Source organism: Enterococcus sp. DIV1758 (assembly GCF_051711985.1).
Classification (GTDB): Bacteria; Bacillota; Bacilli; order Lactobacillales; family Enterococcaceae; genus Enterococcus; species Enterococcus faecalis.
Window position 1 is genome coordinate 2,214,939 of the sequence record NZ_JBIOOA010000001.1, and the last position, 14,087, is coordinate 2,229,025.

The 14,087-nt window shown below is 37.1% G+C and carries 11 protein-coding genes and 1 tRNA gene; 3 read left to right on the plus strand and 9 right to left on the minus strand.

The features are described from left to right. Positions 1-5 precede the first annotated feature (5 nt). From IGJ52_RS10645 to recX, 4 genes are all read right to left on the minus strand, one after another. Positions 6-491, minus strand: a complete 486-nt coding sequence (locus tag IGJ52_RS10645; RefSeq protein ID WP_002356444.1) for a hypothetical protein — start codon at positions 489-491, stop codon at positions 6-8. Between the two features lie 137 nt (positions 492-628). Beyond that, entirely contained in the window at positions 629-1,753 is a 1,125-nt protein-coding gene (locus tag IGJ52_RS10650) for an LCP family protein (protein WP_002368824.1), read from the minus strand. Between the two features lie 180 nt (positions 1,754-1,933). Next, positions 1,934-3,118: an A/G-specific adenine glycosylase gene (gene mutY, locus IGJ52_RS10655; protein WP_002367193.1), complete on the minus strand. Its 1,185-nt coding sequence runs from the start codon at positions 3,116-3,118 to the stop codon at positions 1,934-1,936. After that, on the minus strand, positions 3,108-3,908 hold the full coding sequence (gene recX / locus IGJ52_RS10660) for a recombination regulator RecX (RefSeq protein ID WP_002367194.1): 801 nt from the start codon (positions 3,906-3,908) through the stop codon (positions 3,108-3,110). The genes mutY and recX overlap by 11 nt, the downstream gene beginning before the upstream one ends. A gap of 131 nt (positions 3,909-4,039) precedes the next feature. Between recX and rlmD the strand changes: the two genes are divergently transcribed. Continuing rightward, positions 4,040-5,410 (plus strand): 23S rRNA (uracil(1939)-C(5))-methyltransferase RlmD, encoded by a 1,371-nt coding sequence (rlmD, locus tag IGJ52_RS10665; RefSeq protein WP_002408694.1) that lies wholly within the window; start codon positions 4,040-4,042, stop codon positions 5,408-5,410. Positions 5,411-5,831: 421 nt separating this feature from the next. Here the strand turns inward: rlmD and IGJ52_RS10670 are convergent, their stop codons facing one another. From IGJ52_RS10670 to IGJ52_RS10680, 3 genes are all read right to left on the minus strand, one after another. Continuing rightward, entirely contained in the window at positions 5,832-6,080 is a 249-nt protein-coding gene (locus IGJ52_RS10670) for a GlsB/YeaQ/YmgE family stress response membrane protein (protein WP_002356434.1), read from the minus strand. A gap of 180 nt (positions 6,081-6,260) precedes the next feature. Beyond that, positions 6,261-9,383: a beta-galactosidase subunit alpha gene (gene ebgA, locus IGJ52_RS10675; protein WP_180758898.1), complete on the minus strand. Its 3,123-nt coding sequence runs from the start codon at positions 9,381-9,383 to the stop codon at positions 6,261-6,263. After that, positions 9,316-10,815 (minus strand): amino acid permease, encoded by a 1,500-nt coding sequence (locus IGJ52_RS10680; RefSeq protein ID WP_438792082.1) that lies wholly within the window; start codon positions 10,813-10,815, stop codon positions 9,316-9,318. The genes ebgA and IGJ52_RS10680 overlap by 68 nt, the downstream gene beginning before the upstream one ends. A 148-nt stretch (positions 10,816-10,963) precedes the next feature. On the opposite strand from IGJ52_RS10680, the gene IGJ52_RS10685 reads away from it, so the two are divergent. Together IGJ52_RS10685 and IGJ52_RS10690 are read left to right on the plus strand one after the other, a co-directional pair. Then, complete coding sequence (locus IGJ52_RS10685) at positions 10,964-11,794, plus strand: AraC family transcriptional regulator (RefSeq protein WP_002356429.1); 831 nt, start codon at positions 10,964-10,966, stop codon at positions 11,792-11,794. A 266-nt stretch (positions 11,795-12,060) separates the two neighbouring features. Next, on the plus strand, positions 12,061-12,432 hold the full coding sequence (locus IGJ52_RS10690; RefSeq protein WP_010708443.1) for a hypothetical protein: 372 nt from the start codon (positions 12,061-12,063) through the stop codon (positions 12,430-12,432). Between the two features lie 203 nt (positions 12,433-12,635). Here the strand turns inward: IGJ52_RS10690 and IGJ52_RS10695 are convergent. Together IGJ52_RS10695 and IGJ52_RS10700 are read right to left on the minus strand one after the other, a co-directional pair. Next, a tRNA-Ile gene (locus IGJ52_RS10695) sits at positions 12,636-12,709 on the minus strand. A 72-nt stretch (positions 12,710-12,781) separates the two neighbouring features. Further along, positions 12,782-14,083 carry a GH25 family lysozyme gene (locus tag IGJ52_RS10700; protein ID WP_438792083.1) on the minus strand — a complete coding sequence of 434 codons (1,302 nt, stop codon included), beginning with the start codon at positions 14,081-14,083 and terminating at the stop codon, positions 12,782-12,784. Positions 14,084-14,087: the final 4 nt, after the last annotated feature.

The window sequence follows — 14,087 nt, forward strand, 5'->3', positions numbered from 1 at the left end:
ACTTTTTACATCTTATGAACACTATGAGCGCTTTGAATGCCCTCACAGGCTTCTTTACAAGCTTGATTAATTAATAAATAAGAGGATTCTTTTTGGCGGATTCCTAATTGATATTTCAATTCATCTGTCACTTGGCAAGATTCACTTAATGCCTCTAACCAGAAAAATACTCCTTCTTTATACGTATCTAATCCTTCTAGCAAGATTTTCGTTGCTTCTTTATCATAATACGGCTCTAAATTTTTACGAAACATCATTTCTTCTGTAAAAAAACGATTCACATTATTTCGGCAAAACATATAAGTATCACGGCCTCTCCGATGTGCAGCCTGATTACAACCGTATTCTTGAACTTCTTTAGAGATGGCTTTGAAAATTTCGTTGTATACTTCAATTCTTTGCATAATTGACAAAATGGTATCTGTATAACTAAACATAACTCCTTGCTCCCTTCCCCTTCTAAGTAACAAAAATTTGCTTGTTACTTTCATTATAAAGGGAATGTTGGGTTTATATCAAATGATACGCTGTTTTCTTGCTAAAATCCTTCGTTTTTTCCTTAGAAGAATAATAAGTAAGCGGATTACTTAATCTGTTATGTTCGGATTTTCTAGACTTGGAAAATAAATTATTTTATAAAGCCATTTTCCGTTTTAACTGATGGCAACGGGCCAGTCTGTGTATTGCCAGGAACACCAATATACGTATTGCCGTTGATGGAAGTCATTTCGTTTTCCTCAGCTGCTTCATCTTGAACGGTATAATCACTTTGATATAAAAATTCACCGTTCGTATGGAAGACATAGCCGTCTTGATCTCGTTCATCTGGCTTTTCTAAATTTAAAGACACACGTAATTGATGACGGACATTTTCAATACTATCTGGATATAGTTCAACCATACTGCGCCCTTCATTACTAAAAGTGCGCCAGTCAAAAGAAAGCTGTTGTTTATCATAATTGGTCCAAGTCAAACCTTCTTTGACTAAGTGAGTCAATTCATTGGAATCCACATCAGTTTGAATGTTTCCATTTAACGAATCAATAATGTCCATTATTTTCATGATTGATTGACCAGATTTCAACTTGTCTTCAACTGCTTGAATAATTTCTTGTTGTCGGAATCCACGCATAATATCGTTATCGCTATGTCTTTCACGGGCATAAGATAAAGCTTTCGTACCATCTAAATGCTGTTTCCCTGCATCAAAATGAATGGATCCTGGCCCGTCTTTGGTGACACCATCAAACGCCTGCTTGACATTGACATCTATGCCGCCAACTGCATCAATTAACTTAATAAAAGATAAAAAGTTAAACACAACGTAATGATTGATTGGAATATTCAATAATTTCTCAACTGTGTTAACAGAAGCCGTTGGTCCATCGTAGGTATAGGCGGCTTCAATTCGCTGCATCCCTTGGTAATTTTTCGCATCAATTTGAACAAAACTATCCCGTGGCAAACTTAAATAGGTTATTTTCTTCGTCTTGTTATTCACGGTAATCACCATCATAGCATCAGTCCTAGTTGTGCCTAATTTCCGTTCAATTGTATTGTCTAGACCCATGACCAAAAACGATTGACTATCTTTATTTTGCGCTTCAGTATAATCATTTTTTATGGGGACATAGCCTTTATCAATCGTTTTCTTTAAATAGCTACCCGCTACAGCAAAGTATGCTGAGCCGACTGTGACAAAAAACAAAATGATGACTAAACTAATTAAGCTGATTTTTCGCTTCCTACTCATTGGCTGTACTTCCTCTCTCTTGAAAAGTCTCCACCATCATTACTACTCCTCTAAGCAGACAAGAGACAAGTCTATCTTACCAGTCCCCTTCAAAACTAAACATAGCAGAATTTATATAGGGGTATAACCTAGAGGAAACAAAAAAGAGGGGCTTGTTTGTTTAAAAGCCTCTCTTTTTTGTTATTTATTTTTGTGTTCTTTTTTGAACAATTCCACCATTTTTTGCTGTGGTTTTGGAAAAACATACTCTGAAAATTGTTGTGCTGCCACCCATCGCTGCGACTCTAGTGTGGCTAATTCGCCTGTATTTCGGCCATAAAAGACTAAGATATGCCATTTTAAATGACTGAAAATATGAACGACTTCGCCTAAGGCACGTTTTTGCCAGACAACTGTTTCATAGTCAGCAAAAACATTGACAGGTTCTTCAGCGACCAAAGGCTCTGTTACAGGCTCTAACTCTAAAGTTAATTGTTTTTCCGTTTCTGCTGGTTGCGCCATTTTTTGCAATTGTTGAAATTGTTTTTTGCTAATTTCTTCAATCGGAAACAGCCACATATTGGCTAACAAACCGGTTTCAGGGCGTTGTTCTAATAAAAATTCTTGCTTTTTATTTTCAATAATAGTGCCGACATAATACACATCTTTCGGCTTAACTTTTTTTGATTTAACTGGATAAGCGGTCATTTTATCTGCCTGATAGGCCGCACAATATTGCTGAAGCGGACAGCTTTCACACTTAGGTGAAGTTGGGGTGCAGACGGCTGAGCCTAGATCCATTAAGGCTTGATTAAAATCCCCTGGACGCTCACGATCGATGATTTTAAGCATCGCCGCTTCAAATACTTTACGATTACTCGCTTTTGCAATATCTGCATCAATTTCAAATAAACGGCTCACTACCCGCATGACGTTACCATCAATTGCTGGTTCGGGGAGATTAAAAGCAATGCTGCCAATTGCACCAGCCGTATAGGGGCCGATTCCTTTTAAACTCCGAATATCTTCGATTGTGTCAGGCATTTTCCCACCAAATTCTGAAACAATCTGTTGCGCTGCCACTTTTAAATTACGTGCTCGTGAATAGTAGCCTAACCCTTCCCAAGCTTTCAACAACTTATCATCTGGCGCTTCCGCTAAATCTTGAATCGTCGGAAACCATTCCATAAATCGATAAAAATAATCAATGACTGTATCTACGCGAGTTTGTTGTAGCATAATTTCAGAAATCCAAATACGATACGCATCTGTATTCGCTCGCCAAGGTAAATTGCGTTTTTCTCGTTCATACCAAGCTAAAAAATCTTCCTGGAATGAACTAACTTTTTCGGGACTCCACGCCTCCCAAGGCTCTTTATTCGTCATGTTCTACTTCCTTTTCGCTAATAAATTGCTGAACCAAATCATAGTCAAACCCTTTTTGGAATAAGCTTTGTTTGACTTTTTGGACTTTTTTAGAAAAATCAAATCGCTGATTAGCACGCCATAAACGTTCGCCTTCCTTGTTTAACGCTTGTTGTTCTTGTTCTTCGTCCTTTTCAAAAGCTAAAGATTCCAAAGCTAGATCAATGATTTCATTTGTAAAGCCCTTTTGCATCAGATGCAGACGCGTTTTCTGTAGTGCATCTTTAAAACTTTTAGTTCGATAGCGTTTCATGGCCTTTTCTGCAGTTGCTGTGGCAACATTAAGCTGTTCATCTAACGTATAAAAGGTCAAGCCATGCTGAATATCTTCTTCACTAATGCCTTTTTGCTTTAATTGTTGTGCCACATTTCGTGGTCCTTTATCACTGGTTCGCATAGCTGTCCGTACGTAACTTTCACTAAAAATTGCATCATCCAACAACCGTAGCTCTTCTAAACGTTGAACGATTTTTACTCGATCTTCAGGTACAATTTCTTTCTCTTTTAAATAAGTAAAAATCTCTTTCTTTGAACGTAATTGATAGCTTAAGTAATTCATCGCCATTTGTAACCCGACATCATAAGAACTGGCTTTTTTTATTTCTTCTATTAAAGTATCTGATAACTCTTGGCCTTTTAGCAGACGCTGCCGTACTAAAATATCTTCCGAGACACGCAGTTTTTCGCCTGAAGATAGCCAAAGTAGGTAAAATTCACCTTTATCTTTACTAATTCGTGTGATTGTTGTCATCTTATTCTCCTGCCCCTCTAAATCAGAACATATATTCTACTATACCATAGAATCCTTGGAAGCCAAATAAATAAAAATGTGCTAAAATGGGAGGAAGTGAAAAATGTGAGATGACTAAAGGATGAAAGAATATGACCCAACAACTAGTAAAAAAAGGCCAACAAATTTCTTTAAAAATTAAACGATTAGGAATTAATGGCGAAGGTATCGGCTATTATAAAAAATTAATTATTTTCGTTCCTGGGGCGCTACCCAAAGAAGAAGTGACTGCCACAATCACAAATGTTACACCCAAATTTGCTGAAGGAACCCTTCAATCTGTCAAAAAAGCTGCTAAAGATCGCGTGGTCCCTCCTTGTCCTGTCTATGAAACATGTGGCGGCTGCCAACTACAACATTTAGCCTACAAAGCACAATTAGACTTTAAAAAAGATTTATTGAAGCAGGCGCTTAACAAATTTAAACCAGTCAATTATCAAAACTATGAACTGCGAAAAACAATTGGGATGGAGAATCCTTGGAATTATCGAAATAAAGCCCAATTCCAATTACGCCAAATCGATGGCCAAGTAGAAGCTGGTCTCTATCAAGCTGATTCACATCAATTAGTACCGATTGATAACTGTTTGGTCCAACAGCCTGCGACAACCAAGGTGATGAATACATTAGTTGATTTATTGAATGACTTTCAATTACCAATTTATGATGAACGTAAAAATAGTGGTATCTTTCGAACATTAATGGTTCGAGTGGGCATCCAAACTGGCGAAGTCCAAGTAGTGTTCATTACACAATCGAAGAAATTTCCACAAAAAGAAAAAATGGTTCGCGCAATTAATGAACAATTACCAGAAGTTGTTTCTATTATGCAAAATGTTCAAAATAAAAAAACCTCTCTAGTAATGGGTGATGATACCCTTCACTTATGGGGCAAAGAAAGCATTGAAGAACACATTAACGACGTTGTCTTTGATTTATCGCCGCGAGCATTTTTCCAATTGAATCCAGAACAAACGGAAATTTTATATAATGAAGGAATCAAGGCCTTAGATTTACAACCAAATGAAACTGTTGTTGATGCTTATTGTGGCGTCGGGACCATTGGCTTAAGTTTAGCGAAACAAGCACATCAAGTTCGTGGTATGGATACCATTCCCGCCGCAATTGACGATGCTAGATTCAATGCAAAACGACTTGGTGTTACGAACACACATTATGCTGTTGGAACAGCTGAAGACTTATTACCTAAATGGTTCAAAGAAGGCTTTAAACCTGATGCCATTGTAGTTGATCCCCCACGGACTGGTTTGGATCGTAAATTATTAACGGCCCTTTTGAAACAACCACCTAAGAAAATGGTGTATATTTCTTGTAATGTATCCACGTTAGCACGTGATTTAGTTCAATTAGCCAAAGTATATCAAGTAAACTATTTACAATCTGTTGATATGTTTCCACAAACCGCTCGTTGTGAAGTTGTCGTAAAATTAACGAGAAAATAAAAAAAGGAGCGTGGGACAAAAATCACTTTGGATTTTTGCTCCACGCTCAAAAACTGATAAACGGCGGGAACAGAACCAACACTACGCGTTGCTCCGATCTCAATAACTTCTAAGAGCTAAAGCTCTAAGAGTTGAAGGTCCTTCGGAAATAAGCCGAAATTGTTGAGAATCACGAAGAACGTAGTGATTCGATGATGAACAATACCTACTTGGTCTCCAAAAATTAAAAAGCACCGGGTAGGTATCATGCAACATCAACTCGTTCCTCGTTGTGTTTTATGATAATTTTCGGAAATTTCTTCTTATTGCTGAGAAACACTATTTGCAAAGCAAATAGATGTTAAACAGTACCTACTTGGTTCTCGGAGCTAAACGGTTCTGTCCCGACCTCCTTTAACTAATTAAACAATTATTTACTTAATTAGCTATTTTTTCGTCCGAAGAAGAATGAAACCACAGCAACTAAAATTACTGCCCCAATAATTGATGGCACAATTGCCATACCTGCTACGTGAGGACCCCAGCTACCTAAGATTTTTTCTCCGATAAATGAACCAACTAAACCGGCAACGATATTCGCAATCCAACCCATTGATTGACCTTTGCTTGTAAGCGCGCCAGCGATAGCACCGATAACAGCACCAACGATTAAAACCCATAAAGTATGCATAAAATAATTCCTCCTAAATGCTTTATCTAGCGAATAATTCGCTATGTTACTATTATGGACTACTTTTATTAGATAACAAAATAGTTTGCTCGTTTCCATGAAAAAAAAGCAATAATTTCTGATAATTTCATTAAAAAAGCTCAGAACAGGAGACAGAAGTGCACTGTTCTGAGCTTTTATTTAAGAAATCGTTGGTCGTTTTACTCGTTCATGTGCGACATCCGCTGCTTGAATCTCTTTATTATTAAAAGGTGTTAAGCGGAATGCCAATTGGAATTCTTCAAACGTAGTCCGGTATTTTTCTAATTGCCACTGGCCACAAGAGTAGCTACCTAGGGCGTTTTGTTTGTAATCGATATTTAAAACAACATAATCACTTTCTTGTAATTCATTGGTATGCTTAGCAACATCTAGCGCTTGTTCATCAAAATAAGAAACACTAAAATTATATGACTCAGCCGCTGTTGCTACTACCCCTTGGCCGCGATCATCCGTGAATGCGGACCATTTAGTCGCCATGTGGTTACCATTAGCTTGTGGAACAACATAATTAGTGAACATTTCCGCCACTGTAGCATCATAAACGCCAAGTAAACCAGCTTCTTGTGAATCTACATAGTTTTCTCTTGGCCCTTTACCGAAATATTTTACTTCTGATAGAGACTTGTCTAAATGGAGAGTCACACCCAAACGTGGTAACATATCTGGCGCATTTTCAATTTTACCAGCAGGACTACCTTTTAAGTCGAAGAAAATTTCGCCATTTGGTGCAATTAAATACTGATAGGTACATTGATAATGCCAAGCACTGTTAGTCGTTCCGTTAATTGTTTTTACGATGACTTGGATAAAATCATCAACTTTTTTCCACTCAAAAGAACGGACAATTTCATGCTCTAAATGTAAGAAATATTTCTTCTTCATTTCATCAATAATTTCCATATCATTACTGATTGGTGCCCGCCAAAATGTAAATCTCGGCCCTTTATGCAATAATTTTTTACCATCTCGTGTCACATTCGTTAAGGCGCCCTTCACTTTATCAAAATTAATTGAAAAGTTTGGTCCTTCAATGTATAAATGAGGGCCAATTTCCTTTGCCATCAGCGAGCCAACTGGTGTGATCTCAATCCCTGGTGTTGCAATTGGCAATTCAAACTGTGCGGTAGCTAATTCATGACCAGCAGATGCATAGGCGGTCGTTTCTTTCAATTGATATGAAAGAGTTAAATAGTAGGCGGCTCCTGCCTTTTTAGGAAAATCTAAATGATAAGGTAAGTGCAGTCTTCCTTCTGCTCTAGCAGCAATTGCTGGCACTGCTACTGTCCCTGATTGAATCACTGTTTGATCTTCAGTAATTGTATAAACCAGCTTAAAGATAGCCAAGTTTTCAAAGTCAAACCGACTCAATAATGAGAATTCACCTGACAGAACGTCAATAGCGCTAGTTGTAATGGGTTCAATGACTTTTTTGTATTCATACAAGCTAGGAGATGGCGTACGGTCAGGCATCAACATCCCATCAATACAAAAATCTTTGTTACTTGGATCATCGCCGAAATCGCCGCCATAACGATAATAAACTTCACCGTTATCTGTTACCGATTCAATGCCATGGTCAAACCATTCCCAAATAAAGCCACCTTGTAATTTATCATGAGCATAAAATAGCTCTTGGTATTCTTTTAAATTCCCAGGGCCATTCCCCATCGCATGACAATATTCACATAAAATATGCGGTTTTTTTGAATTTTCAATAATCGTATTCATCAGTAATTCTCTAGTTGGGTGTTCCAACCACGTATACATTGTAGAATAGACATCCGTGACCTCTGCTTCAAAATCACCTTCATAATGGACCAAGCGTGTCGGATCCATTTCTTTGGCAATACGGGCCATTTCAATAAAGTTATGACCAAACGCAGATTCATTTCCTAACGACCAAAAGAGAATTGATGGATGATTTTTATCCCGTTGAATCATCCGTACCATCCGAGAAACATAAGCCGTTTCCCATTCAGGATCGTTACTAATCCAATCATATTCTCCAGTTAATTCAAAGCCGTGACATTCCAAATCAGTTTCATCAATCACATACATTCCATATTCATCGCATAAATCATAGAAATAAGCAGATGCTGGATAATGACTGGTTCGAATGGCATTAATATTAAATTGTTTCATTAAACGAATATCTTTTTCAATTTCTTCACGACTAACCACTCGACCATTTTTCGGATTATAATCATGACGATTCATTCCTTTTAGTTTAATGGCCACACCATTGACTAAGAAAGTCTCACCAGATACATGAATATTTCTGAAACCAACTTTTTGCGGAATAACTTCGACGACTTCCCCTTCAGAAAAAACAGTGATAAATAGCTGATACAAGTATGGTTTTTCCGCTGACCAAGCAGTGACAGACGGTAAACTCGCTGAAAATTCAACCGTACCTTGATTTCCTGCGACAGTCTCTTTAAGAACCGTTTTCCCCTGCTGATCCATCAACTCCAATTGAACTTGTTGTCCTTTGTCTTGCCAAAATTTACTGGTAATTGCCAAGTGGCCATTTTGATACGAATCATCTAAATCGGAAATAACAAAGAAATCTTCCAGCCCATTTTCTGGTACACCGAGTAATTCAACATCACGAAAAATACCACTTAACCACCACATATCTTGATCCTCTAAATACGTACCATCTGACCATTGATAGACTCGCACCGTTAAATCATTTGTTTCACCAATTTTAGCGTAAGGCGTAATGTCAAATTCTGCTTCATTTCGTGCACCTTTGCTGTAGCCAACTTCATGGCCGTTCACCCAAACATGATAAGCTGAATCTACGCCACAAAAGCGTAAAATGATTTTTTTATCGTGAAATGTTTCATCTATAGCAAATGTCCGTTTGTAAATACCTGTTGGGTTTTCCGTTGGTACATACGGCGGATTAATGGGAAAATTGTACCATAAATCAGAGTAATGCATTTTGCCATATCCTTGGACTTGCCAATTTCCAGGAACAGTGATTTGATCCATTTGGCTTGTATCAAAGTCCGTCGCAAAAAAGTTTTCTGGGCTGTATTCTGGCGCTTCTAAAAAAAGAAAATGCCAGCGTCCGTTTAAATTTTTGTATGCTTGTGTATATTTATTTTCATTTAGTAAGGCTGTTTCTTTCGAAGGAAAGCTCGAAAAATGTGCTCGTCCAGGCAACCGATTGATACTATCTACTTTATAATTTTCCCAAGTCTTCATAATCCATTTCTCCTTTACCAACTTCATTTTTTTCTTTTGTTTCATACCGTTTCCAGCAAATCCAAGCAAAGCCCATAAAAACAATTAAACCAATGATGTTATACGCCAACATGCCCAGTGGACTAGCGGTTCCTTTCGGCAACGTGCCATTGATTTCTTCCATGATTAATTTTGGATCCGGCACAGTTGACATAAAGAATACAAAGATAAAAATGGCTAATAAGAAAATCCCCGCAATTAAGCCAAAGGTTCGATTACCAAAGCGGAAACTTCTCGGCATTGTTTCTTTTTTCCAACGAAGCCCAATATAGGCGATTAACAAGAACAAGACAGGCACTAATGACGTAGAAGCTGTCATATTAATTAACGTTTCTAAAAAGCTATCCATATTTCCAATTCCTAATGCTGGAATGGCAACTAAAATCGTCACAATAATTCCTTGAACTAACAAAGCATTGGTTGGATTTCCCTCTTCGTTCGTTTTCACTAGCCACTTACCGAAGACCCCATCAGGAATTTCTGAGAAAAATACTTTAACTGGTGCTGCTGTCCACAGAGCCAAAGAACCAAGACTTCCGACAAATAAGATAATTCCTACTAAGCGCACCATCATTGCTGCGGGAATATGGAAATACGTACCTAAAATTTTAAAGATATCAAAAATACCATTTGAAAAATTTCCTTTTAAGACGTCCGTTGGCACTACCAAACCTACAGCAACGGCACCAAGAATATACATGATATCGACCGCAATCGTTGCACCAATCATCGTGCGGACAAACGTTTTATTGCCGCCTTTAACATCCTTAATGTATACGCCGATACTTTCACCACCGCCAACAGCTTGTAAAATCCACGCCATCGTCATGAAAAAAGTCCAATTAAAAGTTGGCATAATTGACGTCGTGGTAAATTCTTGTGCTGGCTCATTGCCAAAACCAAACACGACGACAAAGGCTAAAACCACAAAAGCCACGCCCATAAATAAACGAGCACCACCCGCTAAGCTAGTCACTTTCGAAATCCACGAAACCCCTTTAATACAAACCCATGTCATTAACCAAAATAACAGAATAGAAATCACTGCAATTATTTTAGTACTATGGTTTCCTTGAAAAACGTTTTGACCTAAAAAAGCGTATGAACCATAAATCAATGTATTCGGTAGTAATGAACAGAAGAAAAACAAGTTGACAAAGAAATATGACCAAGCGCCTAAAAATGCCCATTTAGGTCCTAACACAGATTCCAACCAACTGTGAACACCTGATTCATTTTCAGAATTAGCAGAAGCAAATTCTGCAATCATTAGAATAAATGGTAAAAAGTAAAAAATAGAGCCGAATAAATAGCCTGGAATAGTTGCTAGGCCAATCTGAATACTGTTGTTAACAATGCTGGGAAAGGCAAAAACCGCTGAAAAAGTCATGAGCATCAATGCGACAGAACCTAATCGTTCCCGTGAATGTGTTGCCATTTTACTACATCCTCTCTTTATCAAATTAATTAGTACTCACACATTGTAAAACGCTTACAGTTTTTTAAAAATAAAAAATGTTGCCTATTTCTTGTAAAGATGTTGACTTTTAGAAAGCCTTTACATACTCTTATAAAGAGGTGATAGCATGCAAAATGTTTTTACAAATAATGTCAGCATCCTGATTAATGATCAACCTATTAGCCAAGAATTTCATCTTTATGAAGCTGGCTATGAAAAATGCCGCCCGACAAAACCAACTGAGTTTGCCCCTATTAATTATTGGGTTTTGCATTATTGTAGCGATGGTGAAGGCTATTTTTCAACACCCTTTATGGAAAAACAACACATTACCGCTGGTGATTTGTTTATGATTCCAGCCAATTGTCGCAATATTTATTATCCTAATCGGCAAAATCCTTGGACCTATCATTGGGTCGGTTTTGTTGGAGATCTTTCGTCTCAGTATTTAGAAAAAATAGGCCTGACTACCGAAAATTGTATTTTAAAAGGAACTGTTGATAAGAAATTAGAAAGTTTATTTAAAAATATTTACCAAGAAGCGAAGAAACATAATCATTTTGGCAGTTTAAGTGAAAGCTTTCAATTGTTGAATTATCTAGAGCATCATTCCGTTACACAGCACGAAAATCAAAGCCAACAATTATTTAACCAAATTAAAATGGCTATTCACGAAAATTTTTCAAACAATCTTTCAATTAGTCAATTAGCTTCTGAGTATAACATTGATCGTAGCTATTTATTTAAGCTATTTCAGCGTTATGAACAAACAAATCCTAGTATTTATGTACAAAACTTAAAATTGCAAAAAGCCTGTTCTCTGTTAAGAAAAAGTTCCTTAACCATCACGGAAATCAGTTTTGAAGCAGGTTTTTCTTCACCTTCTTATTTTTCAAAATTTTTCTTCCAGAAAAAAGAGATGACACCTCGACAATATCGTCAACAGTTTTTAACGTAAAAAACCTCTTGCTAAGCAAGAGGTTTTAAAATTATTCAATGAATGAATTATTTTACTGTTATGATTTTTGTACTTTTTGACGAACTCTAATTCTTTCTAGACGCTTTAATACCGGTATTTCTTTAGTTAATTTTTTTCTAACAAGTTCCACTTTTTCATAAAAAGTATGGTCAAAGTATGGTCATTTTATATATTTAATATTTTTCTTTGTAAAATCTTTATTAAGTGATAAAATTGACTTAAATTAATAAGCAGGAGTGTATATTATGGATTGGAAAGAAGTTGGAAAAAAAGCATTAGATGTTAGTAAACAAGCTACTGAGAAAGGTATTGATTCATTCCAAGAATGGAAAAATGATCAAGAAAGAATCAAAAAAGCTGAAGAAAGAAAAAAAACAACCAATAAAGAACAGGATAAGAAAGCACCTATGTTTCATAACGGGGTTCACTGTCCTAAATGTCGTAGTATGAATGTAGAATTTATGCAAAATAACCGTAAAAGTTTTTCTGTAGGTAAAGCTACAGGTGGTGCGATTTTAACAGGTGGCGTGGGTACATTGGCTGGATTCGCTGGAAAAAAAGGGAAAAATCAATGGCACTGTAAAAATTGCGGAAACACATTTACTTCAAAAAAATAGGAGTATTACAATGACTAAAATAAAACATAGAATAACAAAAAGAAAAGAGCAAATTAGATGCATTTTCCACGATAGAAAACCAATTCAAAAACGAATTGCACTGTGGATAGTACTTTCAATATTAATCTTAGATATAGTATTTCGTTTCGTCGTTTTCAAATAGTTGTATTTTTAATCCAACCTAAAAAGGTTGGATTTTTTTATGGACCATACAGGACTCGAACCTATGACCTAACCGTTATGAGCGGTTGGCTCTAACCAACTGAGCTAATGGTCCCGAAAAGAGCCACCTTGGGGAGGTGGCTCCAGAGAAATTTAATAAGTGTATTCTTATTTTATATCAAAACTATCAATAGTTCAATGTTTGCCCTGGATAAATTAAGTTAGGATTTGCTAATCCGTTCCGTTGCGCTAGAGCTTGGTATGTCGTGCCTAGTTTGGTTGCAATACTTGATAAATTGTCGCCGTATTGAACCGTGTAAACATTGCTTACTGCTGATCCGTTAACTTTCAAAACTTGACCAGGATAGATTAGATTTGGATTTGTCAATCCATTTAATGCCGCCAACGCTTGATAGTCTGTTCCATATTGATAAGCAATGCTGGATAACATTTCACCGTATTGTACCACATGAGTTGCTTCTGGTTGCTTATCAGGGACGACTGTTGCATCTGGCAATAGTTCAATATCCCCTTTGCTAATCCACGACAAAATGCCTTCTAGCAATACTCTACTTCCAGTTACTTCTTGCACTTTGTAGCTGTTTCCTTTTACCCAATCTGGAATAGCTTCGCCAGTTGCCCAAGCATCAACATTAAATTTCACTTTAACTGTGTCACCGACTTTTACTGCAGTATTAGGCGTATCTTCAGTTTCTTTACCTGCATCTGTTGCTGGTGTGTCCGTCTCTGGCTTATCTGTATCTGTGTAGCCATTATCAGTAATACCTGTTAAATCAACATTCCCATCTAACCCACCAGCAATATAAGTGGAGGTAAATTGCCAAATTGCGATACCATCCATGCTTGGGAAATAAGCATACAATGGATATGGTGACACACCATCGATAGGATACGCAGCAATCCATAAAGAGTTAGGAAACTCTTTGATGATTTGTTGATAGTTTACATGATTTAGTGTAAATGGCTTATAGCTGTAATACATTGGAGTATAGCCAGCCTGTTTTATTCTGCGCATACCGTACAAAATTGTCTCTGTATTTGCTGCTTTTTCGGCATCTGAACTTACATATCCTCCATATCCATCTGGAACACTAGCCAACGCTCCATGTTCAAAATCTAATGCAACGATGGAATTTTTAGGCGTTTGAATACGTGGCAAAAAGTAATCCATTGTTGTTTTCGCAATGTCCATGTTTCCCCAAGTGTCATACCAAATATAGGTATGCGCTCGTTTTCCTTGAGCAATGGCACTTGCTACTTGCGTTTTGTATGTGTATTGTTCATAAATACCACTAGCATTGTAGCCGCCAATTTGAGCGATAGCGAATTTATCATGTGCATAACCAAAGCGACCTTGGTCACCTTGATAAATCGCCCAATCCACACCTTGGTCACCTTTTGCAGCAAATACATTCAAAGGCATAAAAAATAGAGCGACAAGCGCTCCTACTAAGATTTTCTTTTTCATTCGT

What these genes read in the sequence shown, in the direction of transcription:
- IGJ52_RS10685 (WP_002356429.1), top strand. Translation starts at nt 10,964, where the DNA reads ATGCAAAATGTTTTTACAAATAATGTCAGCATCCTGATTAATGATCAA.
- IGJ52_RS10690 (WP_010708443.1), top strand. Translation starts at nt 12,061, where the DNA reads ATGGATTGGAAAGAAGTTGGAAAAAAAGCATTAGATGTTAGTAAACAA.
- rlmD (WP_002408694.1), top strand. Translation starts at nt 4,040, where the DNA reads ATGACCCAACAACTAGTAAAAAAAGGCCAACAAATTTCTTTAAAAATT.
- IGJ52_RS10650 (WP_002368824.1), bottom strand. Translation starts at nt 1,753, where the DNA reads ATGAGTAGGAAGCGAAAAATCAGCTTAATTAGTTTAGTCATCATTTTG.
- mutY (WP_002367193.1), bottom strand. Translation starts at nt 3,118, where the DNA reads ATGACGAATAAAGAGCCTTGGGAGGCGTGGAGTCCCGAAAAAGTTAGT.
- recX (WP_002367194.1), bottom strand. Translation starts at nt 3,908, where the DNA reads ATGACAACAATCACACGAATTAGTAAAGATAAAGGTGAATTTTACCTA.
- IGJ52_RS10680 (WP_438792082.1), bottom strand. Translation starts at nt 10,815, where the DNA reads ATGGCAACACATTCACGGGAACGATTAGGTTCTGTCGCATTGATGCTC.
- IGJ52_RS10670 (WP_002356434.1), bottom strand. Translation starts at nt 6,080, where the DNA reads ATGCATACTTTATGGGTTTTAATCGTTGGTGCTGTTATCGGTGCTATC.
- IGJ52_RS10700 (WP_438792083.1), bottom strand. Translation starts at nt 14,083, where the DNA reads ATGAAAAAGAAAATCTTAGTAGGAGCGCTTGTCGCTCTATTTTTTATG.
- IGJ52_RS10645 (WP_002356444.1), bottom strand. Translation starts at nt 491, where the DNA reads ATGAAAGTAACAAGCAAATTTTTGTTACTTAGAAGGGGAAGGGAGCAA.
- ebgA (WP_180758898.1), bottom strand. Translation starts at nt 9,383, where the DNA reads ATGAAACAAAAGAAAAAAATGAAGTTGGTAAAGGAGAAATGGATTATG.